The organism is Enhygromyxa salina (assembly GCF_002994635.1).
In the GTDB taxonomy this organism is placed as follows: domain Bacteria; phylum Myxococcota_A; class Polyangia; order Nannocystales; family Nannocystaceae; genus Plesiocystis; species Plesiocystis salina_B.
The window spans coordinates 18961-45578 of record NZ_PVNL01000092.1; the positions used below are offsets into that span (position 1 = coordinate 18961).

Genomic DNA, 26618 nt, shown 5'->3' on the forward strand with positions numbered 1-26618 from the left:
GATGCTCCGAGTCGCGTGAGCGTGACACCGCGCGGCGTCATGTATGTCGAAGACCAGGTCATGAAGCTCCGCGTCGCACCGGCGCCGTCGGCGAATTCACTTTGTTGCGCGCCGCCGCCCGCCGCAGGTCATGATGGCCAAAGACGTGATGGCACAAATGACAGAGTCAGAATCATGAAACTACCCTAGCGCGTTTTCGCTCGGGTCAAACGGAAACTTCGGCCCCTCTCATGGTCCCAAATCGCAGGACTTGCAGCGGCGCCGCGAACGGAGACTCAGAACCGACCGACTACCGAGATCCCGAAACCCTGCGTTGGACCGCCGCCGATTCCGATCTCGGCACGCTTGGCCGCGCCCTGGACCAGCAGCCCGGTCCCAGCGAAGGTCAGACCGCGCCCGAACCACAGGCTGGTCTGATCGAAGCCGTGGACGCACATCGGATCCTGGCACGTGCCCGCCACCATAAACGCCGCCCGCATGACCCTCGACACCACGAGCACGCCGAGGCCGGCGCCAAACAGGGACCACGCCAGCCGTCGCCTGGTCGCGTGCGACCACGTCGACCCGGGCATTCCCGCTGAGGCCACGCCGACCATCGTCAGGGTGAACCCGCCGATCAACAGCGGCGCCGCGGCCAGTCGGCCCATGACGTAGGTGCTCGAGGTGCCAGTGGAGATCAACGTATAGCGATTGAGCCCATCCGGCGCCCCCGCCGAGGCGGCGAAGCCAGCCGCGCACCACGAGCCGACCGTGCAGCGGGTAGAGATAATGGCCCCGCTGAGCTCGAAGGCGAAGCCGAGCCCGAGCAAGACTCCGCCCGCCGCGAGCTGTCGCGTCGCTCGTTTTGAGGTCGGAGGCCCGGCAGACTTCGCCGCCGGGAGTGGCGGCGCGGTCGGGGTCGGCAGCGCGGTCGGGGTCGGCGGCGCGGCCAGCAGACGCGCGGGCGTGAGCGCGAGCGCGGCGACGCAGATCGACGCGAGCGCGGCCGCGGGTATGGTTGAACGCCTCATGGCTGCGTCGGCCGATCCGCGTCGTCGCGCACGCGCTCGAAGGCCACGCGAGGGAGCACGACGGCGCCGTCGGGGTCGATGAAGCTGACCAGATGCCCCACGTAGCGCCCCCGCAGGTGCCAGGGCCACCTCGAGGTGCCCGAGGGCCCACCGGCCCCTACGCTCGCAACGTAGGGCAACCGGTCTGCGAACTCGAGCTCACCAGCGCACCCTTCCAAGAAGATGGTCTGGCCGAATGGTTCCACGCCGGGCGGGAGCGTCAGGGTCACGTAGAATGGTGTCCAGGTGTCCGAGAACTCGAGCGCGAACATCCAGCTCCCCCTGTGGGGACCCATGTTCACGATGTCACGATCGTCACAGTGAGCGTCGCTGTGCTCGAGCACCAGCGGCGGGCCCGTCCAGGTGAAGGTCGGCAGCCCTTCGAACTCGCACACGGGGTCGTCGATCGCCGCCTCGGGCAAGCTCTCGGCGAGCGCGGCCGACTCCGCCAGCGAGATGTCGAACACGCGCCGCGTCGCCCGCTCGACGTCGTCCGCCGTGGTCGCGCCGTCGAGCTCGAGGATGAAGTCGGCCATCTGGGCCGGTCCATACGTGGTCTCCAGCGCGACCCACCAGGTGAACGCGAGGCCGTAGTCCAACTTTGTGGCGTCGTTCACCTCGAGCGCCGCTCGTAGCTCCGCGGTACTGAGAAACTCTGGCCATGTCAGGAATGGGACGTTGATCTCGATCACCGAGGAGCCCCAGCGCGAGGCGAACGCTTCGTTGATGAAGGCCGGATAGCGCAGTGCGGGGCGGCCATGCCCACCCCGCGTCGCATGGGCGAGCTCATGGGTGTCGACCGGGTGTTTCGAGAACACGTGCGGCCGAACCAGGACGCGGCTCTCACAGCCGGACGCCCCGAGCCACGAGCACGCGCTCAGGGCGAGCTCCTCGTCCCAAAAATACTCGACGCCAGGCCCGAGGTCGTCGGGCGACCAGCCGTAGTAGCCGCCGACCGCCTCGAGGAACCGGTCCACGGTCGGGACCGTCCCCCCGCACAAGCGCGCCTCGCTGTCATCCCAATGATAGATCACGTGCTCGCCAACCTCGGTCGGCAGCTCCGTGCAATGGCTGCAGACCAGCATGATTGCTGCCGCCGACATGGACTCGATGCGCGCCACCACCTCGGCGAGAAACCTACGAGCACACCCAGCCGCCGACAAGCTGTGATCCCGCCCGCGAGCGCGCTGTTTGTGTATACGCAAAACTGACGCCTCATTCCGGTGACATCGGCCGATCCGCGTCGTCGAGAACGCGCTCGAAGACCACGCGCGGGAGCACGACGGCGCCGTCGGGCTCGATCTCAGCGGCCAGGCGCCCCACTTGGCGCCCCCGCAGGCGCCAGGGCCACGTCAGCGTGCCAGAGTCACCGCCGTCGTCCACTCCCGCGGCGTAGTACGGCACCTTGTTCTCGAACTCGAGTACGCCATCGCAGGGGACCAAGAAGATGGCCTTGGATATCGGGTCCACCCCGTCGGGGACACTCAGGCTCACGTAGAAGGGGGACAGGGTGTCCGGGAACTCGAGCGCGAACATCCAGCTCGCGTAGTCCCCATGCAGGTTTACGATGTCACCATCGTCACAGTCAGCGTCGGCCCGCTCGAGCACGAGCGGCAGGCCGGTCCAGGTATAGGTTGGGAGGGCGTCGAGCTCGCACACGGGATCGTCGATCGACGCCTCGGGCAAGCTCTCGGCCAGCGCGGCCGACTCGGCCAGGGAGATACCGAACACGCGCCGCGTCGCCCGCTCGACGTCGTCCGCCGTGGTCGCGCCGTCGAGCTCGAGGATGAAGTCGGCCATCTTGGCCGGTCCATACGTGGACTCCAGCGCGACCCACCAGGTGAACGCGAGGCCGTAGTCCAACTTTGTGGCGTCGTTCACCTCGAGCGCCGCTCGTAGCTCCGCGGTGCTGAGAAACTCTGGCCATGTCAGGAATGGGACGTTGATCTCGATCACCGAGGAGCCCCAGCGCGAGGCGAACGCTTCGTTGATGAAGGCCGGATAGCGCAGTGCGGGGCGGCCATGCCCACCCCGCGTCGCATGGGCGAGCTCATGGGTGTCGACCGGGTGTTTCGAGAACACGTGCGGCCGAACCAGGACGCGGCTCTCACAGCCGGACGCCCCGAGCCACGAGCACGCGCTCAGGGCGAGCTCCTCGTCCCAAAAATACTCGACCCCAGGCCCGAGATCGTCGGGCGACCAGCCGTAGTAGCCGCCGACCGCCTCGAGGAACCGGTCCACGGTCGGGACCGTCCCCCCGCACAAGCGCGCCTCGCTGTCATCCCAGTGGTAGATCACGTGCTCGCCAACCTCGGTCGGCAGCTCCGTGCAATGGCTGCACACCAGCACGATTGCCGCCGCTGCCATCATTTCAATGCGCGCCACCTTGGCGAGAAACCTACGAGCACACTCAGCCGCGGACAAGCCACGAGCGCGCTGTTTGTGCCGTACGCAAAATCAGCGTAGCCCCGTCCCCATTGCCCAGATCAACCCCAGCTCAGGCTATACGTGCACGCCTGCGCGCCGTGTCGACGGCATTCATTGCCGACATGCGTAGCGATCGCCCGCGGCTCGAACCGCCGGGCCATCGTTGCGACGATGCCAAAGTCAAACTCGCACGGATAGGGGGTCTCGCAGGTCGAGAGGATGTGATTTGGACCCAAACGATCGTAGCCGTAGTGCCCAATCCCCTCGACGAAAGTCTGCGTCGCGGCGTCGTACATGACCTTGCCACCGCGGCGGTGGTTGAGGTGGTAGGCCACGTCGATCGACTGGACGGCGGTGTGGACGTCCACGGCCGACGCAGGAAACACCGCGTTGTTGGGGATCTCCGCGCCGATGTTGAACAGGATCGCGGTCCCGAACCGCTCGTCGACCTCGAGCAGCGCGTCGAGCCAGGACTGCTGCGAATACCAGGCGTCGACGTCGACCTTGCGGGCGTCGGGCGGCCCCGGGGGGATCAGACCGTGCCGCAGCAGCATGCGCTCGACGATCGGTCCCAGCGGACCGAACCCACCGACGGCCGCGAGCATGGCGGCCCCGAGGATCTCGATGCCGGGCTCGAACGCTCGGTACAGCATGCGGCGCAGGATAGCGCCTTCGCTGGTGAGTTATTAGGTGACCAGGTTTGTGGCGTGCCGGAGCGCACCTCAGCGGGCTGAATCGTCGACTTGCAGCGAAGCGTCTGCGAGCGCGCGTGCGAGGTCCGCCCACAGATCTTCGGGGTCCTCAATGCCGACACTCGAGCGCAGCAGCGTGTCGGAGATGCCTCGGCTGCGGCGCAGCTGCGGATCCAAGCTCGCGTGACTGGTGCGGGCCGGCAGGCAGATCAGCGTCTCGATGCCACCGAGGCTGGTCGCGTGCGTACACAGGCGCAAGCGCGCGAGCAGGCGGTCTGCCGCAGCTAGATCAGGGTCGACGAGCTCGAACGCCAGCACCGCGCCCGCGCTGCTCAGCGGCGCCGCGCGCATGGCATCGGGCGCGAGGCTCGGGTGATGCACGCGCGCGACCGCCGGGTGCTCAGCGAGCCGCGCAGCGAGCAAGCTCGCGCTGCGAACCTGTCGATCCCAGCGCAGCGGCAGCGTGCGGAGCCCGCGAGCCAGCAACCACGCGGCCTGTGGATCGATGCAGCAGCCGGTGTGACACATGGTCGCAAAGCAACGATCGATGGTCGCGTCGTCGCTGACGATCGCGCCCGCGATCACGTCGCTGTGGCCGTTGAGGTACTTGGTCGCCGAGTGCACGACGACGGTCGCCCCGAGCTCGAGCGGATGCTGAGCCATGCCGCCCGCGAAGGTCGCGTCGACGCCGAGCGGGACCCCAGCGGCCCGACACGCCGCGGCGAGCTCGCGGACCCGAGCGACCTGCAGCAATGGGTTGCCGATCGACTCGCACCAGACCAGGTCGAACGGCTGCTCGCGCAGCAGCGCCTCGAGCTGGGCCGGGTCGCACGCGTCGAATCGCGAAGTGTGGATCCCGCGGGCGGCGAGGTCGGTGGCGATCACCGAGTCGGTGCCGCCATACACGACGTCGGCGCAGGCCAACCGGCCGCCGACCGGGATCAGCGTGGTCAAGGTCGTGGTGATCGCCGCCATCCCCGACGACGTCAGCAGCGCGGCCTCGCCATGCTCGAGGCGGGCGATCAGCTTGGCGGCTTCGCGGGTGGTCGCGGTGCCGAACCGGCCGTACACGTCGGCGCCGCGCAGGCCCTGCCCGGTCACGAGGGCGTCGGCGCCGGGCCCATCGAGGGTGTGGATCGTGCTGCGGGCGATCGGCGGCGCGATCGCTCGGCCTGGGGTCGCCGGGTCCGGCTCCCGATCCTCGGCGTAGTCCGGGTGCAGCAACAAGGTCGAGGGCGACGGCATCATGGATCGGTTGTCGACCAATCCATCGGTCCAAACAAGCACCAGCGCGCGACGCTCGGCCGTCTCGCGAGGCGAGCGTGGAGCCGGGCCGAGCAGGGCGCTGAACGCTGAGCGTCCCTCAGGGCCCGAAAACCGGGGTCTTGATCCAGCTATGGACGCGCCCGCGAGCGAGTCGGTATACCCGCCCCGCGCGCTCGTCGAGCCCGCATCGAACACCCATGTCACGCCGCAACAAGATCACCGTCATCGGAGCTGGAAACGTCGGAGCGACGACTGCCCACTGGGCCGCGTCGCGTCACCTCGGGGACGTGGTCCTCGTCGACATCAAAGAGGGCCTGCCGCAGGGCAAGGCGCTCGATCTCGCCGAGTCCGGCCCGCCCATGGGCTTCGACCTGAAGCTGGTCGGCACCCAAGACTACGCCGACACCGCCGGCTCGGACGTCGTGGTGATCACCGCTGGGGTCCCGCGCCGCAAGGACCCGGTCACGGGCGAGTACACCAGCCGCGACGATCTGATCGAGATCAACCGCAAGATCGTCGGCGGCGTGACCCGGGCCGTGGCCGAGCATTCGCCCGACGCCATCCTGATCTGCGTGGCCAACCCGCTCGACGCGATGTGCCATGTGACCTTCGCCGAGTCGAAGTTCCCCAAGCAGCGCGTGATCGGCATGGCCGGCGTGCTCGACACGGCCCGCTACAAGACCTTCATTGCGATGGAGCTCGGCGTCAGCGTCGAGGACATCCACGGGATGGTGCTCGGCGGTCACGGCGACACCATGGTCCCGCTGCCGCGCCACACCTCGATCGGCGGGATCCCGCTGACCGAGCTCATGTCCAAGCCCAAGATCGACGCGATCATCGAGCGGACCCGCAAGGGCGGCGGCGAGATCGTCGGCCTGCTCGGCTACTCGGGCTACTACGCGCCCGCGGCCGCAGCCTGCGTGATGGTCGAGTCGATCGTCCGTGACCGCAAGCGCGTGCTGCCGGTCGCGTGCCTGTGCGAGGGCGAGTACGGCTACGAAGGGCTGTACCTGGGCGTGCCCGCCGTGATCGGCAGCGGCGGCGTCGAGAAGATCATCGAGATGCAGCTCAACGACGAGGAGAAGGCGATGCTCGACGTCTCGGCCAACGCCGTCCGCGACGTCGTCAAGCTGCTCCCGTACTGAACATGACCCCCACAGACATCCTGCACGCTGCCATGCACGACCGCTGGCGGGTATGTGTGGCCCCCTAAAAGGGGGCCCTGAGCTCGGCGATTTCGCAGGTCCGCTCGCGGGTTTGCGCCCACGTTTCCCTTCTACCCAAGGACAATAGATGAAGATTCATGAGTACCAGGCCAAGGATCTGCTGCGAGACGCGGGCGTGCCCGTGCCGCTGTCGCAGGTCGCGTTCACGGCCGACGAGGCCCGCGCCGCCGCGCAAAAGCTGATCGCAGAGACCGGCAGTGAGGTCGTCGTCGTCAAGTCGCAGATCCACGCGGGTGGTCGCGGCAAGGGGCGGTTCAAGGAGCACCCCGATCTCGGCGGCGTGAAGGTGGTCAAGGGCGCCGACGCGGCCCAGGCGATCGCCGCCCAGATGATCGGCAGCACGCTGGTCACGATCCAGACCGGGCCCGAGGGCAAGGTCGTCAACCGCCTGCTGATCGAGCAGGGCATGGACATCGCCAACGAGCTGTACCTCGCCGCGACCCTCGACCGCGACAGCGGCCGGATCACGGTGATGGGCTCGAGCGAAGGCGGGATGGACATCGAAGAGGTCGCCGCCACCCACCCGGAGAAGATCCTCAAGATCCAGATCGATCCGGCGTTCGGTCTGCTCGGCTACCAGGCCCGCGCGCTGGCCAAGGGGCTCGGCGTGTCCGGCAAGACCGGGCGCAAGCTGACCGCGTTCCTCGACCAGTTCTACAAGGCCTACGTCGCGCTCGACTGCGCCCTGCTCGAGATCAACCCGCTGCTGATCACCGGCGGCGGCGACGTGATCGCGCTCGACGCCAAGGCCACGTTCGACGACAACGCGATGTATCGCCACCCCAACGTCGAGGCGCTGCGCGACCCCGACGAAGAGGACCCGGCCGAGCTCGAGGCCAAGAGCTGGGATCTCAGCTACGTGTCGCTCGACGGCACGATCGGCTGCATGGTCAACGGCGCGGGCCTCGCGATGGCGACCATGGACATCATCAAGTACTTCGGCGCCGAGCCGGCCAACTTCCTGGATGTCGGCGGCGGCGCGACCGAGAAGCGGGTCACCGCCGCGTTCAAGATCATCACCAAGGATCCGCAGCTCAAGGGCATCCTGGTCAACATCTTTGGCGGGATCATGAAGTGCGACACGATCGCGCGCGGGGTGATCGGCGCGGTCAAGGAGGTCGGCCTCGAGGTCCCTCTGGTCGTGCGCCTCGAAGGCACCAACGTCGAGCTCGGCAAGCAGCTGCTCGACGAGAGCGGACTCAAAATTACCTCGGCCGGCTCGCTGCGCGAGGCCGCCCAGAAGATCGTGGAGATGACCAAATGAGCGTGCTCGTCGACAAGAACACCAAGCTGCTCGTGCAGGGCATCACTGGCAAGACCGGTGAGTTCCACGCCAACCTCTCGATCGAGTACGGCACCTCCGTGGTCGCGGGCGTGGTCCCGGGCAAGGGCGGCTCGACCGCCTGTGACGGCCGGGTCCCCGTGTTCGACAGCGTCGCCGAGGCCGTCGAGGCGACCGGCGCCAACGCGTCGGTCGTGTTCGTGCCCCCGCCGTTCGCCGCCGACGCGATCATCGAGTCGGTCGCCGCCGAGGTCCCGCTGGTCATTGCGATCACCGAGGGCATCCCGGTCAACGACATGATCATCGTCAAGCGGTTCTTGGAGGGCCGATCCTCCCGCTTGATCGGGCCCAACTGCCCCGGCGTGATCACCCCCGATCAATGTCGGATCGGCATCATGCCCGGCTACATCCACAAGCCCGGCAAGATCGGCGTGGTCTCGCGCTCGGGCACGCTCACCTACGAGGCCGTGCACCAGCTGACCACGCTCGGGCTCGGGCAGACCACCGCGATCGGGATCGGCGGCGATCCTGTCAACGGCACCAACTTCGTCGACTGCCTGATGCTGTTCAACGAGGATCCGGACTGTCACGGCATCGTGATGATCGGTGAGATCGGTGGCGCCGCCGAGGAAGCTGGCGCGGCGTTCATCAAGGACAACATCAAGAAGCCGGTCGTCGGCTTCATCGCGGGGGTCTCGGCGCCGCCAGGCAAGCGCATGGGTCACGCCGGGGCGATCATCTCGGGCGGCAAGGGCACGGCCGAGGCCAAGCTCGAGGCGCTGCGCGACGCGGGCGTGAAGATCGCCGAGACGCCGTCGGACATCGGCTCGGCGATGGCCTCGCTGATCGGCTGAGCCCGAGCGGCTCGCTGGCGGCCACGACCTGGCCCGCGCTGATGGAGGGCGTCCGATCGAAGATCGATCGGGCGCCCAAGTTTGTTTTCAGCTCGGGCGAGGCTCCTCGCCCGACTCCTCAATTTAGATCGCTGCCCTAGGTGAACCAGTCTACGAATGGCGCTTGCAAGCGGGCGAGGAGCCTCGCCCGAGCTGAAAACACTTGGCCATGCTTTTTGCTCGTAAATCACTATTTAAGCTGCACAACGGCGTGGGTCTGGGGATCTTCGTCGTGGTGTTGGTCTCGGCGCTGACCGGGGCGGTGCTCAGCTTCCGGGCGCAGCTGGCCGAGCCGCCACCGCGCGCGCCGATCCTCGCGGACCACGTGCCGCTCGAGACGATCATTGCGAAGGCCGAGGCGACCGGCGACGGCTCCCCGGCGACCGACATCCAGCTCGCGCTCGAGCCCGAGGCGGCCTACCTGGTCTGGCTCGACGACGACGCCGAGACCGAGGTCTACCTCGACGGCCACGGCGAGGTGCTGCAGACCCGCGAGGGCCGAGGCCGGCTCACCCGGATCTTGTTTCGGATCCACACGGGCGAGCTGTTCGGGGTGGTCGGCCAGGGGTTGATGGTGGCGGCGGCCTTGGGCCTGTGCCTGCTGGCGTGGTCGGGCGTGGGGATGTGGCGGTCGCGTCGACGAGCCAAGCAGGCCGGTCGAGGTCGAGCGTCATAGCCGGCCGCGGGCCACTAGAGGGACCGTAGCGGCACGCTAAACGCGCGGCACGCTAGATGCATGGCAGGGTAGTGCGCGAAAGCGGCGCAAGTCCGCCGCGGCAAAAGCGCATGCGTGACTTGCGGGCGCGCGGATCGCTCTGCTAACAAATGATCAGGGTTTCCCGGGAAACCAGGAGGGTCGTCGATGCCAACGCATTTGCCGGTACTGAGCGGATATCCCACAGGACGCGCGGCCAGCTTGCGCAAGGACGCGTGGTGGCAAGCCCCCATCGCGACGGTGGTGGTGCTGAGCGCGTTCATCATCTACGCGACCTGGGCCGCCTTCCAAGGTGAGTACTACTGGGCGGATCCCTACCTGAGCCCGTTCTACTCACCCGCGGTGTTCATCGACAGCTCCGCGGCTGGCGCGGCGCCGATCGGCGGGTTTCACGGGTGGTTTGGCGAGTGGCCCAGCTGGTGGCCCGCGTTCTTGCCCGCGTCGCCCGCGTTCTTCATCCTCGCGTTCCCCGGCATGTTCCGGGGCACCTGTTACTACTACCGCAAGGCCTACTACCGCAGCTTTGCTGGCTCGCCTCCGGGGTGCGCGGTCAACCCGATCCCGACCAGCAAGTACCTGGGTGAGACCCGGCTGCTGGTCTTCCAGAACCTGCACCGCTACGCGCTGTACCTCGCGATCCCGTTCATCTTCTTCCTGTCCTACGACGCGATCGCGGCGTTCAGCAAGGACGGTCAATTCGGGATCGGCGTCGGCACGATCGTGCTCACGATCAACGCGGTGCTGCTGGCTTGCTACACGTTTGGCTGCCACTCGTTTCGCCACCTCGTGGCTGGCCACGACGACTGCATGTCGTGCGGCCAGGACACGGTCAAGTACAGCGCGTTCAAGCAGATCTCGTGGCTCAACGAGCGCCACCAGCTGTTCGCGTGGATGAGCTTGTTCTGGGTCGGCTTCGCCGACGTCTATGTCCGCCTGGTCTCCATGGGCGTGATCACCGATCTCAACACCTGGTCATGAGTCGATGGAAGTCTCCGAAATTCAAACCATCCATCACGACGTCGTCGTCATTGGCGCTGGCGGGGCTGGTCTGCGGGCGGCGATCGAGTGCAGCGCGCTGGGCCTCAACACAGGGGTGCTGTCCAAGAGCTTGCTCGGCAAGGCTCACACGGTCATGGCCGAGGGCGGCATGGCGGCGGCCATGGGCAATGTCGACCCGCGCGACAACTGGAAGATCCACTTTCGCGACACCATGCGCGGCGGGAAATTCCTCAACCAATGGCGCATGGCCGAGCTCCACGCCAAGCTCGCGCCAGCTCGCGTGCGCGAGCTCGAGGACTGGGGGGCGGTGTTCGATCGGACCCAAGAGGGCCTGATCAACCAGCGCAACTTTGGCGGTCATCGCTACCCGCGGCTGGCCCACGTCGGCGATCGGACCGGGCTCGAGCTGATCCGGACCTTGCAGGATCACGGCGTCCACCAGGGCATCGACTTTCACATGGAGTGCGCGGCCCTGCAGCTGCTGGTCGACGACGGCCGGATCGCTGGGGTCGCCTGCTACTGGCGCGAGACCGGGCGCTTCTTGTTGCTGCGCGCCCCGGCCGTGATCATGGCGACCGGCGGCGGCGGCCGAGCGTGGCGGGTGACCAGCAACTCGTGGGAGTACACGGGCGACGGGACCGCGCTGGCCTACGAGATCGGCGCGGAGCTGATGGACATCGAGTTCACCCAGTTCCACCCGACCGGCATGGTCTGGCCGCCCTCGGTCCGCGGCACGCTGGTCACCGAGGGCGTGCGCGGTGAGGGGGGGATCCTCATGAACAATGCAGGCGAGCGCTTCATGTTCAACTACATCCCCGAGCGCTTCAAATCGGAGACCGCCGAGACGATCGAAGAGGCCGACTCGTGGCTCGAGGGCAAGCCTGGCGCCCGGCGGCCACCCGAGCTGCTGACCCGCGACGTGGTCGCCCGGGCGATCCGTGACGAGGTCGCGGCCGGTCGTGGCTCACCCCACGGCGGGGCGTTCCTCGACATCGCGAGCCGCCGCCCGGCCGACTACATCAAGCGCAAGCTGCCCTCGATGTACCACCAGTTCAAGGAGCTGGCCGAGGTCGACATCACCGCCGATCCGATGGAGGTCGGCCCCACGCTGCACTATTTCATGGGTGGCATTCGGGTCGACGTGGACTCGCAGCAGACCAAGGTCCCGGGCCTGTTCGCGTGTGGGGAGTGTGCGGCCGGGCTCCACGGCGCCAACCGGCTCGGCGGCAATTCGCTCTCGGATCTGATCGTGTTTGGGGCCCTCGCCGGGCAGGGCGCCAAGGCCTACGTCGACCAGCTCGGCAAGCCGGGCAACCCCGTGCCCAGGGCCGACGACGAGCAGATCAAGGCCGCGTTTCGCCGGGCCACCGCGCCGCTCAACCGCGAGGGCGGCGAGAACCCCTATGTCATCCACGACGAGCTGCAGGACCTCATGGGCAAGCACGTCGGCATCATTCGCGAGGGGCCCGAGCTGATCGAGGGCATCGAGAAGCTGCAGGCGCTCAAGGCTCGCGTCGCCAACGTCAAGGCCCACGGCGCCAGCCAGTACAACCCTGGCTGGCACGAGGCCCTGTCGCTCGAGTCGCTCATGGTCACGTCCGAGGCCGTCGCTCGGGCGGCGCTCATGCGCGAGGAGAGCCGCGGCGCGCATACTCGGCTGGACTTCGCCGGCGAGCGCCCCGAGTGGGGCAGGGTCAATATCATCGTGTACAGGGGTGAGGATGGCGAGATGAAGGTCGAGAAGGTCGAGCGCTCGGACCCTCCCAAGCACCTAGCGGAGATCGGCCACGCCGACATCGACGCGCTCGAGGCCGGCAAGATTGGCGCCGACGCACCGGAGGGGGTCTGACCATGGCCACCCGCAAGCGCAACTTCAAGGTCTGGCGCGGCGACGCGTCGGGCGGCGAGTTCAAGGACTACGAGTCCGACGTCGGCGAGGGCATGGTCGTGCTCGACGTGCTCCACGCGATCCAGGCCAAAGAGGCCGGGGACCTGGCGATCCGCTGGAACTGCAAGGCCGGCAAGTGCGGCTCGTGCAGCATGGAGATCAACGGCAAGCCGCGGCTCGCGTGCATGAACCGGATGAACAGCTATGACCCCGACGAGACCATCGTCGTCCAGCCGCTCAAGGCCTTCCCGATCATCAAGGATCTGGTCTGCGACGTCTCGTGGAACTACGAGCAGAACCGGCGGATCAAGCCGTTCACCCCGCGCCCGCGCGAGGCTGACGGCGAGCACCGGATGTACCAGCAAGACGCGGATCGGGTCCAGGAGTTCCGCAAGTGCATCGAGTGCTTCTTGTGCCAGGACGTGTGTCACGTCCTGCGTGATCGTGCGGGCAAGGCCGCGTTCGCGGGTCCGCGCTTCATGATCCGCGTGGCCGGCCTCGAGATGAACCCGCTCGATGCCGCCGACCGGATCCCCGAGACCCGCGACGAGTACGGCTCGGGCATGTGCAACATCACCCGTTGCTGCACCGAGGTCTGCCCGGAGCACATCAACATCACCGATAACGGGATCATCCCGCTCAAGGAGCGCGTCGTCGATCGTTACTACGATCCGCTCAAGATCGTCGGTCGCAAGCTGCTTGGTCGCAAGCTGCGGACCAAGTCGGAGCCCTATAAACCACCACCCACCCCGAAACGACAGGTGCAAGATGAGTGAGGCCGAGATCTTCGAGCTCAAGCCAATCCATGTCGACAGCGTCCCACACTCGCTGGCGAAGGCCCGCAAGTATCGGGACCTCAACGATCCGCGCCAGGCCGAGAGCATCTGCCACGACATTCTGGCCGTCGATCCCGACAATCGGGATGCGCGGCTCGAGCTGATCTTGGCGATGAGCGATCAGTTTTCAGGTACACGCAAGTCGCCGCGCACGGTCGACATCATGCAGCACATCGACAAGCTCGATGACGCGTACTCGCGGCTGTACTACCGGGGCCTGATCACCGAGCGCGAGGCGCTGGGGTTCTTGGAGCGCGGGCACGCAGCCGCGTTCGCGTATGAGGGCCTGCGCGAGGCCATGGATCTGTATGAGGCCGCCGAGAAGCTCCGGCCCGTTGGCAACGATGACGCGATCCTGCGCTGGAACGCGTGCGTGCGGGTGATCCGACGCGAGAAGCTGCGGCCCCCGGCCGAGTACGCGCACGAGCTACCGCTCGAGTAGCGCGGTCCCATTGCTCACACCCGCGCTCACACCAGGTCGACACGTCGGGCGCCGACCGAGCGGGCCGGCGCGTGGCGATCCCAGATCACGTGCGGGCTGCCCAACAGCTGCTCGGCCAGCCCCAGCGTCGGCGAGCTGTCGAGATCCTCGGGCAAGTAGATGCCCGGGCTGGCCCGGCGCAGCTGATGCCAGCCCGCGAGCACCCCGGCGCTGACCTGCATCAAGGTGGCGTTGGTCGAGTACGCCAGCGCGTCGGCGACCGCGGTCTGCCAGCCGATCCACAGCTCGCCCAGGGTGTGGCTGCACAGCAGCACGCCGACCCGGTTGAACCCGCCGAGATCCCCGAGGTGATCGGGCGGGTACAGCCGTCGGGTCTGCCACTGAGCTGGCTTGCGATCGGGCGCGGCCGCGAGCGCGGCCTCGGACGCGGGGGGCAGGCGGTAGCAGTACGCCAGGTCCACGCTCGGGTACATGGCCCCGAGGCTGACCAGCTCCTCATGCGGGACGAGGTGGCCGCGGATCAGCTCGTCGCCGCAGCGGGCCTCATACAGCGCCCGGTGAGGTGCGTGCGACAAGACCTCGAGCTCACCGCTGGCGGTGATCATTGCTTCGGGCTCGAGCAGCTCCTCGAGGCAGCCGCCCGGGCTCCACGTGCAGGGGAACCGCTCGCTGGCCGGCTCGAGCTCGCGGCTGGTCGTGGTCGTGTCGATCTCCGTGAACAGCAGCGTGTGCAGATCCAGCGCGTCGAGGCTGGCCGGTCGACCGCTGCGCGCGGCCAGCTCGGTCAGCCCGCGGGCGACCAACAAATTGATCAGGCCAGGGTTCATGCCCATGCACAGCAGGTGCACGCCAGCCTCGATGTCCGGCGGATCAAACAGGGCCTGGGCCCGCAGCATGCACCGGGCGCTGTTGGGGTCGACGCGCAGGGCGGCGAGCCAGTCGTCGTAGGCGGTGGTCAGGTAGCTCGCGCCGGCTTCAGCGCAGGCGCTCATGCAGTCGCGGGTGCCCACGCTCGCGAGCTCGATGACCTCGTCCGGGCGGTGTTCGCGGAGCAGCCGCGCGAGGTCCTGCTTGTGCTCGAGGTTCTGGGCCGGGAGCCAGCGCGCGCACCCGGGCATCGGCATCGGATCGCGGGCGGGCGCGCTGTCGAGCAACAACAGCTCGGAGGTGGCGGGCAACAGCGCGCGACCTAGCGGATGACCGGCCAGAAGCGCTAGGGTGGCGCGTCCGACCCCGCCGGCGGCGCCGAGCATCAGCACCTTGCGGCGAGTCGGCGCAGATACGCGATCTTTGGCCAAGACCCGGCCAGTATGACCCACGACGCGCGCATCCGTCGAGTCCCGCGCCGCCCCCTCGAGTTCACCGAACGTGTCAGACAAGTCGATCATCGAGCCATTTAGCCAGGGCGTCAGCATCAGCTACGCGATCGATCGCGTGATCGCGCAAGGGCAGACCAAGTATCAGCACTACCTGATCGCCGACACCCCGGGGTACGGGCGCGCGCTGTTCCTGGATCGCTTGATCCAGTCGTCCGAGTCCGACGAGCCGCTCTACCACGAGCCGTTGATCCACCCGGCCGCGGTGCTGTCGGGCGGACCCAAGCGGGTGCTGGTCGCGGGCACGGGCGAGGGCGCGACCTTGCGCGAGCTCGTCAAGCATCCCAGCGTCGAGTACATCCTCGCGGTCGACCTCGACGCCGAGGTCGTGCAGGCGTGCAGGCAGCACCTGCCCAGCTGGCACGACGGCGCCTTCGATGATCCGCGCGTCGAGCTGATCTACGAGGACGTCGAGGCCACGCTCGCGCGCTCGAAGGACGGCGAGTGGGACATGATCGTGCTGGACATCACCGACCCGGTCGAGGACGGCCCCTCGCTCGACCTGTTCACGATCCGGTTCTACGCCGAGGTCGCGCGGGTGCTCGCCGACGATGGGATCATGACCATGCAGTGCGGCGAGCTCGATCCGGTCGACATGCGGGTGTGTCGATCGGTGCGGACCAGCCTGTCGGCGGTGTTTCCGTGGGTGCAGATCCTGCAGACCTACGTGCCCTCGTTTCACTCGCTGTGGGGGATTGGGATCTGCGCCAAGCGGGCGTTCGATCTCGACCCGCCGGATCTCGACCAGCGGATCGCGGCGGTCCCCGGCCTGCGCGTCTACGACATCCACTCGCACGCCTCGATCGTCCACATGCCAAAATTGCTGCGCGAGCGGCTCGAGGAGCCGGGCAAGCTGGTGACCGGGCGCGGCGAGGATCGGCTGATCAGCTACGACGTCAAGGGCACGGGCCTCCCGGATCACGAGACCTGATCGCATGGGCGGAGCAGCTGAACCGGCGCCGTGGAGTCGGACCAATCTGTTGATCGCGGCCGCGGCGGCGCGGCTCGGCGTCGAGGCCACGCCGCTCGCCAGCCAACACAGCGACTTCTTCATGCGCCTGCGCTGGCCGGGCGCGCCCGAGGGGCCGCGGGCGGTGATCATCTCCAAGACCCGCTCGCCGTACTTGACCGAGGTCGCGCAGACGCTGACCAACAACAAATTCATCTCGCGGGAGCTGCTCGCCGCGCGGGGGCTACCGGTGATCCGAGGTGAGCTGTTCGACGAGGCCAGTGAGGTGGTGGCGGACGGGCGCGCGGGCGCGATCTTGGCCGAGCGCGGCCGCGTGGTCGTCAAGCCCAATTGGGGCAACCGCGGGATCGGGATCGTGACCGATGTCGTCGAGTTCGCGCAGCTGGCCGCGGCGATCGAGTTCGCGCGCGATCATGACCGGGACGAGGAGGCCGTGGTCGAGCCGTTCGTGTCGGGCATCAACCTGCGCGTCGCGGTGATCGGGGGCCGGGCCGTCGCGGCCGCCGAGATCAGCCGACCGCAGCTGCGCGGGGACGGCCAGCGCACGGCCACGCAGCTGCTCGAGGCGCTGAACCTCGACGCCCGGCGGGGCACCTGGTCACGGCCAAGCCTGGTGCCGCTCGATCACATCGAGGCCGAATTGGTGGCGGAGCGGCTCGCGGTCGCCGGTTATCATCTCGATGATGTCTTGCCCGAGAATCTCTGCGTGGAGCTGTGCTTCGAGGAGCTCGACGTGATCGATCGCAGCGACGAGCTGCGCCCGAGCTGGGCCGCGATCGCGGTCGAGGCCGCGACGGCGCTGGGCGTCGACGTGGCTGGCGTCGATCTGCGTGGGCCCGCCCACGTGCTCCTGCGCAGCGCCCCGGCCACCAGCGGCGACCAGGCGACCCACGCCAGCGCAGGCGTGCTCGAGGTCAACGCGCTCCCGGCCCTGCACCTGCACGCGCTGCCGACCGTCGGCTCGCCGCGCCCGGTGTTCGACGCGTTCGTGGCCTACTGCCTGCAGATGCCTGGCGCGCCCCCGGTGTGTGCGAGGGTGCTGGTATGAGCGAGATCCAGCGGCTGGTCCGACGCCGCCGGCTCAAGCGGATCGCCCTGGGGGCGCTCGCGGTCACGCTGGTGTCCGCGACGGTCGTGGTCGTGCAGGCGTGGGTGCCGTTTGGCCATCGCGCGACCGGAGACCGCCTCGAGCGGATGCGGGCGTCGCCGCAGTGGGACGGGGGCGGGTTCGAGAACCCGCAGCCGCTGTGGAACGACGGCCTGGGGATGATCACCGAGGCGTGGACCGGCAGCGATCAGTCGAGCCCGGATCAGCCGCTGGAATTCGACGGTGGCGACCTCTCGCGCTTCGAGCAGCCGCCCGCGACCGGCCTGCGCGTGACCTGGCTCGGTCACTCGACGCTGCTGATCGAGATCGACGGCCACACCGTGCTCACGGATCCGGTGTGGGGCGAGCGGACGTCGCCGCTTCGCTGGGCTGGACCCACGCGGTTTTTTCCGCCGCCGATCCCGTTGGCCGAGCTGCCGCCGGTCGACGCGGTGTTGATCTCGCACGACCACTACGATCACCTCGACTACGCCACGATCGACGCGATCAAGCAGTGGGACACCCGCTTCGTGGTCCCGCTCGGGGTCGGGGCGCACCTCGAGTACTGGGGCGTGCCGGTCGAGCGGATCATCGAGCTCGACTGGTGGGAGCGCACGCGCGTCGGCGCCCTCGAGATCGCCTGTGCGCCGGCCCGGCACGCCTCGGGTCGGCAGCTGTTCGATCAGAACAACACGCTGTGGGCTGGCTACGCGCTGCTCGGCGGTGACCACCGGGTGTTCTTCTCGGGCGACACCGGGCTGTTCCCCGGCATGACCGAGATCGGCGAGCAGCTCGGGCCCTTCGACCTCACGATGATCGAGGCCGGCGCCTACGGGCAGGCCTGGCCGGACTGGCACATCGGGCCCGAGCAGGCCGTGCGCGCCCACCAGATGCTGCGCGGTGAGGTCATGCTGCCGATCCACTGGGGCCTGTTCGATCTCGCCTATCACGGCTGGACCGAGCCGATCGAGCGCACGCTGATCGCGGCCGCAGCCGCGGGGGTCGTCGTGGCGGCGCCGCAGCCGGGGCAGAGCTTCGAGCCCGAGGCGCTCGGGCCGATCGAGCGCTGGTGGCCGGCCGTGCTGTGGCGGACGGCCAAGGAGTATCCGATCGTGTCGACCGGCGTCGACTGACGGCGCGGTCAGGCGGCTGGTCGGGTCTCCCCCATATCGGGGGAATGGGTGCTCGTGCGGCACCCCCATATCGACGGCGCGCCGACCCCGATGGCGCCTCGCGGCGCTCGCAGAACGCCGTAGAACGGCTGAATTCAACGGCGTGTGCCGATTTTGGTCTCGTGGGCAAATCCGCGCAGCTCGCCTCGCCCGCGCGCGGAGCCTACGGTGAAGCACCGCTTTCGTTCACCTTCAATCAATAGAGACCGAATCGACATGAAAATCACATTCCTACATTGCGCCCCGCTGACACTCGCGCTCGCAACAATCGGGTTTACGGCCTGTGGCGGCGATGAGCCGCCGGGAACCGACTCGTTGGACACCACTGGCGACACCGGAGACGGAGACGGCGACCCCGGGGACGGAGACGGCGACGGGGACGGGGACACGGGTGACGGCGACGGTGACCCCGGCGACGGCGACGGCGATCCGCCCACCGACACGGACATGGACGGCGTCTTCGACGCGGACGACAACTGCCCGGACATCGCCAACCCCAACCAGCTCGATTTCGACGCCAACGGGATCGGCAACGTCTGCGACGTGCAGGTGTTCACGAGCGTGAGCGGGACGATCGACACGACCGCGAACGCGGACGCTGGTGCGTTCGCAGGCAGCTGCTCGATCCCGCTGGAGCTGATCGTCACGATGGGCGAGGTGCGTATTCAGCTCGACGATGACGCGGCCGTCGCGGCCTTCGAGATCGTCTCGCTCGACTTCGAGGACATCCCGGACAAGGAGTGCCAGCTGAACTTTGGGACCGCGTATGTCTCGCTCGAGGACTTTGGCGTCGACAACAACGGCGAGCCATTCCCAGTGTCCATGCCTCACTCGACGGCGGACCACGACGCTGGCGCGGTCGTCGGATCCAGCGACATGCCGCACCCGACGCTGGCGACCGGGATCATCTTGGCGACCACCGATCCCAACGAAGAGCCGATGCCGAGCGATCTCAACCTCGATGGCACCCTGGCCGTGTTCACCGCGAACATCGATGGCGCGGGAGCTTCGGGGACGCTGGCCTGGGCGGACGCCGAGCACGTCGTGGCGATGGACACCTTCATGATCACCGACCCGATCAACCTGAACATAGAGTTTGAACTTGTCGGCCTCGTGGGGCCGCTCATCCTCGCGCCCTGACCGTACCTGGCGGACCTCAAGGGAGCTCGCCGTCGAAGATCAACACGGTGGCGTCGGCGAGCAGGACCGCCAGCTCGTCGTCGCCGTCGCCGTCGTGATCGCCCACGCTCAGCGCGACGGCCGGGCTGCGGCCGGTGTCGAGCTTGGCGTAGCACTGCTCGATGCTCTCGAGCGCGGTGAGGTGCAGCCATAGACCCGTGCTGGCGATGATCGCGATGTCGTTGACGCCGTCGCCATCGAAGTCGCCGCGGCGCATCAGCGAGACCTCGCCGGCGAATCCGAACGTGGTGATCGGTGCGTCGGAGACGGACGGATCCCAGGCCTGAAACAGCGCCCAGGGTCCCTCGTGGGAGTCCACGCTGCTGGCGCTCAGCGTCATGGCGGCGATCGGTGCAACCAGTGCGTGCGGTTGTCGACCGTCGACCGAGCCCGTCCACGAGCTCAGACCGTCGAGGTCGAAGAACTCCAGGGAACGATCTGTATGGGTCACCGCGAACCCGAGCGGCCCGGCGACCGCCGAGCTGACCTGAGGGCTGTCACTCAAGAGTAACGGCACGACGGCGCCCTCGACCAGAGCGCCCCCGGCTCCCCACATCAGGACCTCGTCTGGCGGCTGCTCGTCGAAGTCGCCCGCGAGCAGCCCCGCCGCGACTCCGATCGGACTTGGCATCGTGACTGGCGGCAGCAGGCCGGCGTTGCCGTCGGAGTGATGCAGCGACTGGGTGCCGGCGAAGCTCAACATCACGTCCTCGCCCGGATCCACGTCGAACTGACCGCCAACCATGGCGTCAACGCTGTCCGATCCGTCTCCGCGCACGCTGGAGGTCGGCGCGTCCACGCCGTTCTCGAACACGTGCAGCTCGGTCGAGGTCGCGACGACCAGCTCATCGACGCCGTCGCCGTCGACGTCGGCGAAGGTCAAGCCCAGCGCCTGCCCGGGGATCGGCAGCGGAGCTGGCAGGGGTAGATCGGTGTTGCAGGAGCTCGCAACTCCGACGGTGTGGCAAATGTTGAAGGTGCACTGCTCGAGCAGGCCGCACTCGGAGTCGTTGAAGCAGTCATACTCGTACATGTCGTACGGGCCCCACCCATCCTGGTGGCCTCCGGTGTAGTGGCAAATTTGGTCGATGCACTGGTAGTAGGCCGGGCAGTCGCTGTGGGTGTTGCACTCGGCGTCGGAGCTCGTGTCTGACGGCGTGTTGGTGGTAACCGTCGCGGCGTCGGCGTTGCCGTCGTTGGCACTGCCGACCCGGCCCCCACAGCCCGCGACAACCAGCGTGACGCCAGCGAACAAATTCCAGTGGCGAGGATCGAAGCCAAGCTCGCGCATCGTCACAGCATGCCACAGGTGACCGCCCGGTTCTGCGGGGCCGTGGCCTACGGGAGCTCGCCGTCGAAGATCAACACGGTGGCGTCAGCGAGCAGGACCGCCAGCTCGTCGTCGCCGTCGCCGTCGTGATCGCCCACGCTCAGCGCGACGGCCGGGCTGCGGCCGGTGTCGAGCGTTGCGTAGAGCTCTCCGACGCCCTCGAGCGCGGCGAAGTGCAGCCACAGGCCGTCGTCGGCGATGATGGCGATGTCGCTGGTGCCGTCGCCATCAAAGTCGCCGCGGCGCATGACCGAGACCTCGCCGGCGAAGCCAAACGCTTGTTCTGGCGCGATCGGACGCATTGGATCCCACAGCTGAAACAGCGACCAGGTGCCGTCGTTGGACTCGATGCGGCTGGCGCTGAGCTCGAGCTGCCCGATTGAGGCGAACAGGGCGTGGGGCAGGGCGCCGGCGACCGAGCCGATCCACCCGCTCGCGCCGAACAGCTCGAAGAACTCGATCGTCCGGTCCGAGTAGGTCACCGTGAAGCCAGACAGCCCGGCGACCGCGGAGCTGACCTCGGCGCTGTCGGTCAGCGTGAACGCACCGATACCACCCTCGACGCGGGCGCCGCTCGAGCCCCACATCAGGACCTCGTCGGGTGGCTGCTGGTCGAAGTCACTTGCGAGCATCCCCGCCGCGATCCCGATCTGGCTGGGCGTCACGCTTGGTGCCAGGAAGCTCGAGGTGCCGTCGGAGCTGTGCAACGACTGTACGCCCTCGTAGTGGAGCAGCACGTCCTCGCCGACGTTCATGTCGAGCTGTCCGCCGACCATGGCGTCGATGCTGCTCGAGTCCTCGACGCGCGGGCTCGTCGTTGGCATGTCCACGTCGTTCTCGAACACGTGCAGCTCGGACATGGTTGCGACGACCAGCTCATCGACGCCGTCGCCGTCGACGTCCGCGAAGCTCAGGCTCAACGCTTGCCCCGGGATCGGCAGCGGGGCCGGCTGCGTTATATTTGTGACGTAGGTGGCAGCGACTTCGGTGGACTGACAATAGTTGAAGTAGCACAGCTCGAGCTCATCACACTCGGAGTTGTCGAAGCACTCGTACTCGTACAGGTCGAATGATCCGTCGTGGTGCCGGACGTAGTCGCAGACCTGGTCGTAGCAGTAGTAGCCGGTCGGACAGTCGCTGTCGGTGATGCACTCGGGGTCTTCGCCCGTGTCCGTGATCGTGTCCGTGATCGTGTTCGAGCTGGTCTCGGGCTGCGTGTTGGTGGTGACCGTGACACCGTCGTCGCCACCCACCACTCGGTCCCCGCACCCGGCCAGCACCAGCGTCGCGCCTGCGAACAAGTTCCACGGTCGGGGGTCGAATTCGTCACGCACCTCGCCAGCATGCCACAGGTGGGCGGTGTCTAGCATCGAGGTTACTTGGACTTGGACTCGGGCTCCGGCAAGCTCGCGAGCTCATACCCGAGCGCGTCCGCGAACGCCTGGTGGCCCTTGGGCGTCATGTGGATGTCCCCGTCCAAGAACGCGCCGGGCTCGGCAGCCCGCAGCGCCCGAGTCACGTCCAGCGCGGGGATCCCCAGCTTGGTCGCGCTCGCCACAGCGTCGTCGAGCAGGACCAGGGTTGGGCTGAGGTCCGGCCCGTCGTCGACCCCATACTTGGCCCACTCCGCCGACGAGACCTGCACGTCGAACGGCAGCATCACGATCAGCAGCTCGGCGCCGTGCAGCTCACACAGGTCGCGCAGCTCGACGAAGTGGTCCTCGAACACGGACCGCGGCAGCTCGGGTGGCTCGGGCAGCTCGACCTTCGCGGCCTGGCCCAGCTCCTCGCGCAGCACCGCGGCCCGGGCTTGCAGCTCCTGTCGCTCGGTCGCCGCCTGCTCGCGCTCGCGCTTGCGGGCGAGCGCGGCCCGGTAGGCCTCGGCGGTGACCGTGATGTTGCGGGCCGCCTCGCTGTAGCGCGACCGCACGATCCCGCCCGGGCGGGCGCGGAGGATGTCCTCATCCGCGTCGATCTGGCGCTCGTCCTGACGCCGCTGCTGCCGTTCTTGGTTGAGGGGGCTCGAGCGCTCGAGCCGGGCCTCGATCGCCGCGAGCTCCTCGGTCAGCCGTTGCTCGTGGGTCAGCGACTCGTTGCGCAGCTGCAGGGCGGTGGCCGTGGCCGCGGCGAGCTCGGCGTGGGTGCGCTCGCTCTCGACCAGCAGGTCGCTCCAGTCGCCCTCGGACGGGAGCCCGCGATCGACCCGGGCAAACCACGCTTCGTCGTGCGAGTGCCACCAGCGGCGCGCCGCGTAGACCGTGTGGGACCGCGACATCAGCCAGTGGCGGCCCGGGAACTGGGTGATCTCATCGGGCGCTGGCGCGGTCTCGATCTGGACCGCCCAGCCGTCCCAGATCGCGTGCCGCTCGCGGTTGGGCCGATCGAGCTCGAACGGATCATTGAGGAAATTGAGCACGTACACGACGCGGGGACCCTCGGCGTCGCGCTGCTCGAGCAGCTCGCGGGTCAGCGCCAGGTACTCGCGCGGTCCGTAGGTCGGGACCCCGGCGTTGAGCACCGTGAGGTCCCGCTTCGCCGCCAGCACGGCCGAGAAGGTCTGGGCGTCGTTGACCCCCAGCCCAAACACCTGCGAGTCGCCGATCACCAGCACCTCGCCCGGGCTCGGGGCCGGCCACTCCGGCCCGCGGTAGCCCTGCGAGTTGACTGTGATCTCGGTCAGGGGGTTGTCGCCCAGCTTGAAGTTCATCGACGCGCCGGGCTCGAGGCGGACGCCGAGCTCGGGGTCCGCCACGTAAAAATTGACGTGGGGGAACGCGTGGTGATCGCGGAGCGAGAACCCGAGCTCGGTCAGCGCGAGACCGATGCTCAGCCCCAGCGCCAGCTGCCCGGCGATCATCAGCCGCCGTCGCCACGTGGGACCTCGCGGCGCGGAGGGCTTGGGGTCGGGGGTGTCCGTGTCTGGTTGCGACCGAGGTGTGAACGGCATGGTTGGTCGATGATCCCGGCAGGCGGCGTGGCGGGTCGCGGCTGCGCGCGAGCGAGCGGGCCAATAGACGCTCGCTCGCTCGATCAGGTCTGGCGCCAACCACGATACGCACGATCGGGCCTGCTGTGGGTCCGCCCGGCGTCGGAGCTCACGGGCGGCCGCCCTCGTCCGCGGGGCTGGGCAGCGCGCCGGGCCTGGCCCGGCGGCGAAACGGCCACACCAGCTCTTGCACCCAGGTCGCGGGCTCGACCTGCTCGAGCCCAAACGCGCGCGGGCGCTCGGTGCTGATCTTCGCGGTCCCGAACAGGACATCCCACACCAGCAAGAAATTGCCGTAGTTGCCGTGATAGTGGGTGACGCCGTCGGCCGCGTGCTTGCCATGGTGCGCGGCGTGGGTGCAGGGCGTGGAGATGGTCCGCGCGACCACCCACATCAGCGGCGCGAGCCAGCGGATCTTCAGGAGCTTGGTGTCCCAGCCAACGCTCGAGTGCGCGCTGATGATCACGGCCATCTTCGCGACGTAATACACGTAGTAGACCGGCGCGAACCCGAGGTACAAAAGCGCGCCCGACAGCCACAGGCCCGGCATCATCGCGTAGTAGAGCAGGTTGTTGCGGTACACGACCCGGATCGACAGGTACGCGGCCGAGTGGTGGGCGCGGTGCAGCAAGTTGAGCGTGGGCCAGGTGTGCGAGGCCCGATGCCACCAGTACTGGGTGAGGTCATCGGCGATCAGCAAGGTCGCGAACATGGCCCACGCCGGCCAGCCGGCCAGCGCGTTGGCGCTGCCCGGCGCGACCGCTTCGGTCGCCGCCGCCGAAGCCGTCATGATCAGCGGCAGGACCAGGACCGGCAGGCCCAGGCCCGCGCCCAGGTCGAGCACCAGGTCCTTGGCCGTCGTCTGCTCGCGGAACAAGAATCGCCCGGCCGCGAGCTCGACCAGCGCACCGCCGACGAACATCGCCGTGATCACCACGCGGTAGTCGATCATGAAGGCAGGGGGCCGGGTCCCATGAACGTTTTTAGCCGATCGACGGGGAGCTGTCAGATGTGCTTGGATAGCGCCCACCGTGAGCCCGCTCAGCATCTACGATCGTGATCTCGACAAGACCGACGCGAACCACCAGCCGCTGACGCCGCTCAATTTTCTGGCGCGCTCGGCCGCGGCGTTCCCCGAGCACCCGGCGATCATTCACCAGGGTCCGCGCGCCGACCAGGACTGGAGCTACGCCGAATTCTACACAGACGCGCGCCGGCTCGGCTCGGCGCTGGCCAGGCGTGGGATCGGCCGCGGGCACACCGTCGCGGCGATGCTGCTCAACACGCCGCCGATGCTGATCGCTCACTTTGGGGTTCCGATGGCTGGCGCGGTGATCAACTGTCTCAATGTCCGCCTCGACGCGCGGATCATCGCGTTCTCGCTCGACCACGGCGAGGCCAGGGCGATCATCGTCGAGCGTGAGCTCGCGGGCGTGCTCCGCGAGGCGCTGGAATTGATGCAAGGTCCACGACCGCTGATCATCGATTACGTCGATCCCACCGTCGACTACGAAGCCGAAGAGGCAGGCTTTGGCGAGCTGGACTTCGACGCGCTGCTGGCCGAGGGCGACCCCGAGTTCGAGTGGCTGCGACCCGACGACGAGTGGGACGCGATCTCGCTCAACTACACCTCGGGCACGACCGGCGATCCCAAGGGCGTCGTGTTTCACCACCGTGGCGCGTACCTGCTGGCGACCGGCAACGTGGTCACGACCGGCATGACCAAGCACCCGGTGTATCTGTGGACGCTGCCCATGTTCCACTGCAACGGTTGGTGTTTTCCCTGGTCGCTGGCGATCGTGGCGGGCACCCACGTGTGCCTGCGCCAGGTTCGTGATCACGCGATCTGGGACGCGGTCGCGGCCCACGGGGTCACCCACATGTGCGGCGCGCCGATCGTGATGTCCGTGATCATCGGCGCCGCCGAGCAGACCAAGCGACCGCTCGAGCGCGTGGTCGAGTTCTTCACCGCCGGGGCACCACCGCCCGAGGCCGTGCTCGCGAGCATGGCCGCGGGCGGCTTCAACGTGACCCACCTCTACGGTCTCACCGAGAGCTACGGGCCGGCGGTCGTCAACGACTGGCGGGCGGAGTGGGACGCGCTCGAGCCGGGGCTGCAAGCGGCGATGAAGGCCCGCCAGGGGGTCCGGTATCAGGCGCTCGAGCAGATGACCGTCATGGATCCCGAGACCATGCGCGAGCTCCCAGCCGACGGGACGTCGATGGGCGAGGTCATGATGCGCGGCAACGTGATCATGAAGGGCTACCTCAAGAACCCGGCGGCGACCCAGCGGGCGTTCGCGGGCGGGTGGTTTCACACGGGCGATCTCGGGGTCATGCACCCCAACGGGTATCTGCAGCTCAAGGATCGCTCGAAAGACATCATCATCTCGGGCGGAGAGAACATCTCCTCGATCGAGGTCGAGGACGCGCTGTACAAGCATCCGGCGGTCGCGGCCGCGGCGGTGGTCGCGATGCCCCACGCCAAGTGGGGCGAGACCCCGTGTGCGTTCGTGGAATTGCGGCCCGGGCAGGACGTGAGCGCGGCGCAGATCCTGACCTGGTGTCGGGCCGAGCTGGCTCACTACAAGTGTCCGCGCCGGGTCGAGTTTGGTGAGCTGCCCAAGACCTCGACCGGGAAGATCCAGAAGTACCTGCTGCGGGCGCGCGCCCGCGGGTTTTCTAGCGAAGTCGAGGACAGCTGCTGATATGATCGGGCATGGCTGGTGGATCTATTTTCAGCGCGGGCCAGGCTCCTCGCCCGCTCGCAGGCGCCGTTCGTAACCAGGTTCACCTTGGGCAG

The 26618-nt window shown here is 68.0% G+C and carries 23 protein-coding genes; 13 read left to right on the forward strand and 10 right to left on the reverse strand.

Annotation, left to right across the window (positions count from 1 at the left end):
• Positions 1 to 275: 275 nt before the first annotated feature.
• The 5 genes from ENSA7_RS22510 to ENSA7_RS22530 all read right to left on the reverse strand — a co-directional run bounded on the left by ENSA7_RS22510 (position 276) and on the right by ENSA7_RS22530 (position 5416).
• On the reverse strand, positions 276 to 1010 hold the full coding sequence (locus ENSA7_RS22510; RefSeq protein ID WP_106091386.1) for a hypothetical protein: 735 nt from the start codon (positions 1008 to 1010) through the stop codon (positions 276 to 278).
• Positions 1007 to 2152 (reverse strand): hypothetical protein, encoded by a 1146-nt coding sequence (locus ENSA7_RS22515; protein ID WP_146158009.1) that lies wholly within the window; start codon positions 2150 to 2152, stop codon positions 1007 to 1009. Before ENSA7_RS22515 ends, ENSA7_RS22510 begins: the two co-directional genes overlap by 4 nt.
• A gap of 112 nt (positions 2153 to 2264) precedes the next feature.
• Entirely contained in the window at positions 2265 to 3416 is a 1152-nt protein-coding gene (locus ENSA7_RS22520; protein WP_146158010.1) for a hypothetical protein, read from the reverse strand.
• A gap of 119 nt (positions 3417 to 3535) precedes the next feature.
• Positions 3536 to 4129, reverse strand: a complete 594-nt coding sequence (locus ENSA7_RS22525; protein ID WP_106091389.1) for a hypothetical protein — start codon at positions 4127 to 4129, stop codon at positions 3536 to 3538.
• A 69-nt stretch (positions 4130 to 4198) separates the two neighbouring features.
• Positions 4199 to 5416 carry a trans-sulfuration enzyme family protein gene (locus tag ENSA7_RS22530; protein WP_146158011.1) on the reverse strand — a complete coding sequence of 406 codons (1218 nt, stop codon included), beginning with the start codon at positions 5414 to 5416 and terminating at the stop codon, positions 4199 to 4201.
• A gap of 215 nt (positions 5417 to 5631) precedes the next feature.
• Between ENSA7_RS22530 and mdh the strand changes: the two genes are divergently transcribed.
• From mdh to ENSA7_RS22570, 8 genes are all read left to right on the forward strand, one after another.
• Positions 5632 to 6579, forward strand: coding sequence for a malate dehydrogenase (mdh, locus tag ENSA7_RS22535; RefSeq protein WP_106091391.1), 948 nt, complete (start codon positions 5632 to 5634; stop codon positions 6577 to 6579).
• Positions 6580 to 6727: 148 nt separating this feature from the next.
• Entirely contained in the window at positions 6728 to 7924 is a 1197-nt protein-coding gene (gene sucC, locus ENSA7_RS22540) for an ADP-forming succinate--CoA ligase subunit beta (protein ID WP_106091392.1), read from the forward strand.
• Positions 7921 to 8796, forward strand: a complete 876-nt coding sequence (gene sucD / locus ENSA7_RS22545) for a succinate--CoA ligase subunit alpha (RefSeq protein WP_106091393.1) — start codon at positions 7921 to 7923, stop codon at positions 8794 to 8796. Before sucC ends, sucD begins: the two co-directional genes overlap by 4 nt.
• A gap of 208 nt (positions 8797 to 9004) precedes the next feature.
• Positions 9005 to 9511: a PepSY domain-containing protein gene (locus ENSA7_RS22550; protein ID WP_106091394.1), complete on the forward strand. Its 507-nt coding sequence runs from the start codon at positions 9005 to 9007 to the stop codon at positions 9509 to 9511.
• Between the two features lie 186 nt (positions 9512 to 9697).
• Positions 9698 to 10528 carry a succinate dehydrogenase subunit SdhC gene (sdhC, locus tag ENSA7_RS22555; protein WP_106091395.1) on the forward strand — a complete coding sequence of 277 codons (831 nt, stop codon included), beginning with the start codon at positions 9698 to 9700 and terminating at the stop codon, positions 10526 to 10528.
• Positions 10529 to 10532: 4 nt separating this feature from the next.
• Positions 10533 to 12398, forward strand: coding sequence for a fumarate reductase/succinate dehydrogenase flavoprotein subunit (locus tag ENSA7_RS22560; RefSeq protein ID WP_106091396.1), 1866 nt, complete (start codon positions 10533 to 10535; stop codon positions 12396 to 12398).
• A gap of 2 nt (positions 12399 to 12400) precedes the next feature.
• A complete protein-coding gene (locus ENSA7_RS22565; protein WP_106091397.1) occupies positions 12401 to 13213 on the forward strand; it encodes a succinate dehydrogenase/fumarate reductase iron-sulfur subunit in 813 nt (270 codons plus the stop codon).
• On the forward strand, positions 13206 to 13715 hold the full coding sequence (locus tag ENSA7_RS22570) for a hypothetical protein (RefSeq protein WP_106091398.1): 510 nt from the start codon (positions 13206 to 13208) through the stop codon (positions 13713 to 13715). Before ENSA7_RS22565 ends, ENSA7_RS22570 begins: the two co-directional genes overlap by 8 nt.
• A 26-nt stretch (positions 13716 to 13741) precedes the next feature.
• Here the strand turns inward: ENSA7_RS22570 and ENSA7_RS22575 are convergent, their stop codons facing one another.
• The gene (locus ENSA7_RS22575; protein ID WP_146158012.1) at positions 13742 to 15130 is read right to left on the reverse strand and encodes a saccharopine dehydrogenase NADP-binding domain-containing protein; all 1389 of its coding nucleotides are present in this window, start codon (positions 15128 to 15130) and stop codon (positions 13742 to 13744) included.
• On the opposite strand from ENSA7_RS22575, the gene ENSA7_RS22580 reads away from it, so the two are divergent.
• From ENSA7_RS22580 to ENSA7_RS22600, 4 genes are all read left to right on the forward strand, one after another.
• Positions 15084 to 16022, forward strand: a complete 939-nt coding sequence (locus ENSA7_RS22580; protein WP_106091400.1) for a spermine/spermidine synthase domain-containing protein — start codon at positions 15084 to 15086, stop codon at positions 16020 to 16022. The genes ENSA7_RS22575 and ENSA7_RS22580 overlap by 47 nt on opposite strands.
• Before the next feature lie 4 nt (positions 16023 to 16026).
• The gene (locus tag ENSA7_RS22585) at positions 16027 to 17109 is read left to right on the forward strand and encodes a hypothetical protein (RefSeq protein ID WP_106091401.1); all 1083 of its coding nucleotides are present in this window, start codon (positions 16027 to 16029) and stop codon (positions 17107 to 17109) included.
• Positions 17106 to 18281, forward strand: coding sequence for an MBL fold metallo-hydrolase (locus ENSA7_RS22590; RefSeq protein WP_181234007.1), 1176 nt, complete (start codon positions 17106 to 17108; stop codon positions 18279 to 18281). The genes ENSA7_RS22585 and ENSA7_RS22590 overlap by 4 nt, the downstream gene beginning before the upstream one ends.
• Positions 18282 to 18536: 255 nt before the next feature.
• Positions 18537 to 19460, forward strand: coding sequence for a hypothetical protein (locus tag ENSA7_RS22600; protein WP_181234008.1), 924 nt, complete (start codon positions 18537 to 18539; stop codon positions 19458 to 19460).
• Between the two features lie 16 nt (positions 19461 to 19476).
• Here the strand turns inward: ENSA7_RS22600 and ENSA7_RS22605 are convergent, their stop codons facing one another.
• The 4 genes from ENSA7_RS22605 to ENSA7_RS22620 all read right to left on the reverse strand — a co-directional run bounded on the left by ENSA7_RS22605 (position 19477) and on the right by ENSA7_RS22620 (position 24767).
• A complete protein-coding gene (locus tag ENSA7_RS22605) occupies positions 19477 to 20790 on the reverse strand; it encodes a hypothetical protein (protein WP_106091404.1) in 1314 nt (437 codons plus the stop codon).
• Positions 20791 to 20837: 47 nt separating this feature from the next.
• Positions 20838 to 22199 carry a hypothetical protein gene (locus tag ENSA7_RS22610; protein WP_106091405.1) on the reverse strand — a complete coding sequence of 454 codons (1362 nt, stop codon included), beginning with the start codon at positions 22197 to 22199 and terminating at the stop codon, positions 20838 to 20840.
• A 5-nt stretch (positions 22200 to 22204) separates the two neighbouring features.
• Positions 22205 to 23776 (reverse strand): alginate O-acetyltransferase AlgX-related protein, encoded by a 1572-nt coding sequence (locus ENSA7_RS22615; protein WP_181234009.1) that lies wholly within the window; start codon positions 23774 to 23776, stop codon positions 22205 to 22207.
• A gap of 148 nt (positions 23777 to 23924) precedes the next feature.
• Positions 23925 to 24767, reverse strand: a complete 843-nt coding sequence (locus ENSA7_RS22620) for a sterol desaturase family protein (protein WP_106091407.1) — start codon at positions 24765 to 24767, stop codon at positions 23925 to 23927.
• Between the two features lie 79 nt (positions 24768 to 24846).
• On the opposite strand from ENSA7_RS22620, the gene ENSA7_RS22625 reads away from it, so the two are divergent.
• Complete coding sequence (locus ENSA7_RS22625; RefSeq protein WP_106091408.1) at positions 24847 to 26523, forward strand: acyl-CoA synthetase; 1677 nt, start codon at positions 24847 to 24849, stop codon at positions 26521 to 26523.
• Positions 26524 to 26618: the final 95 nt, after the last annotated feature.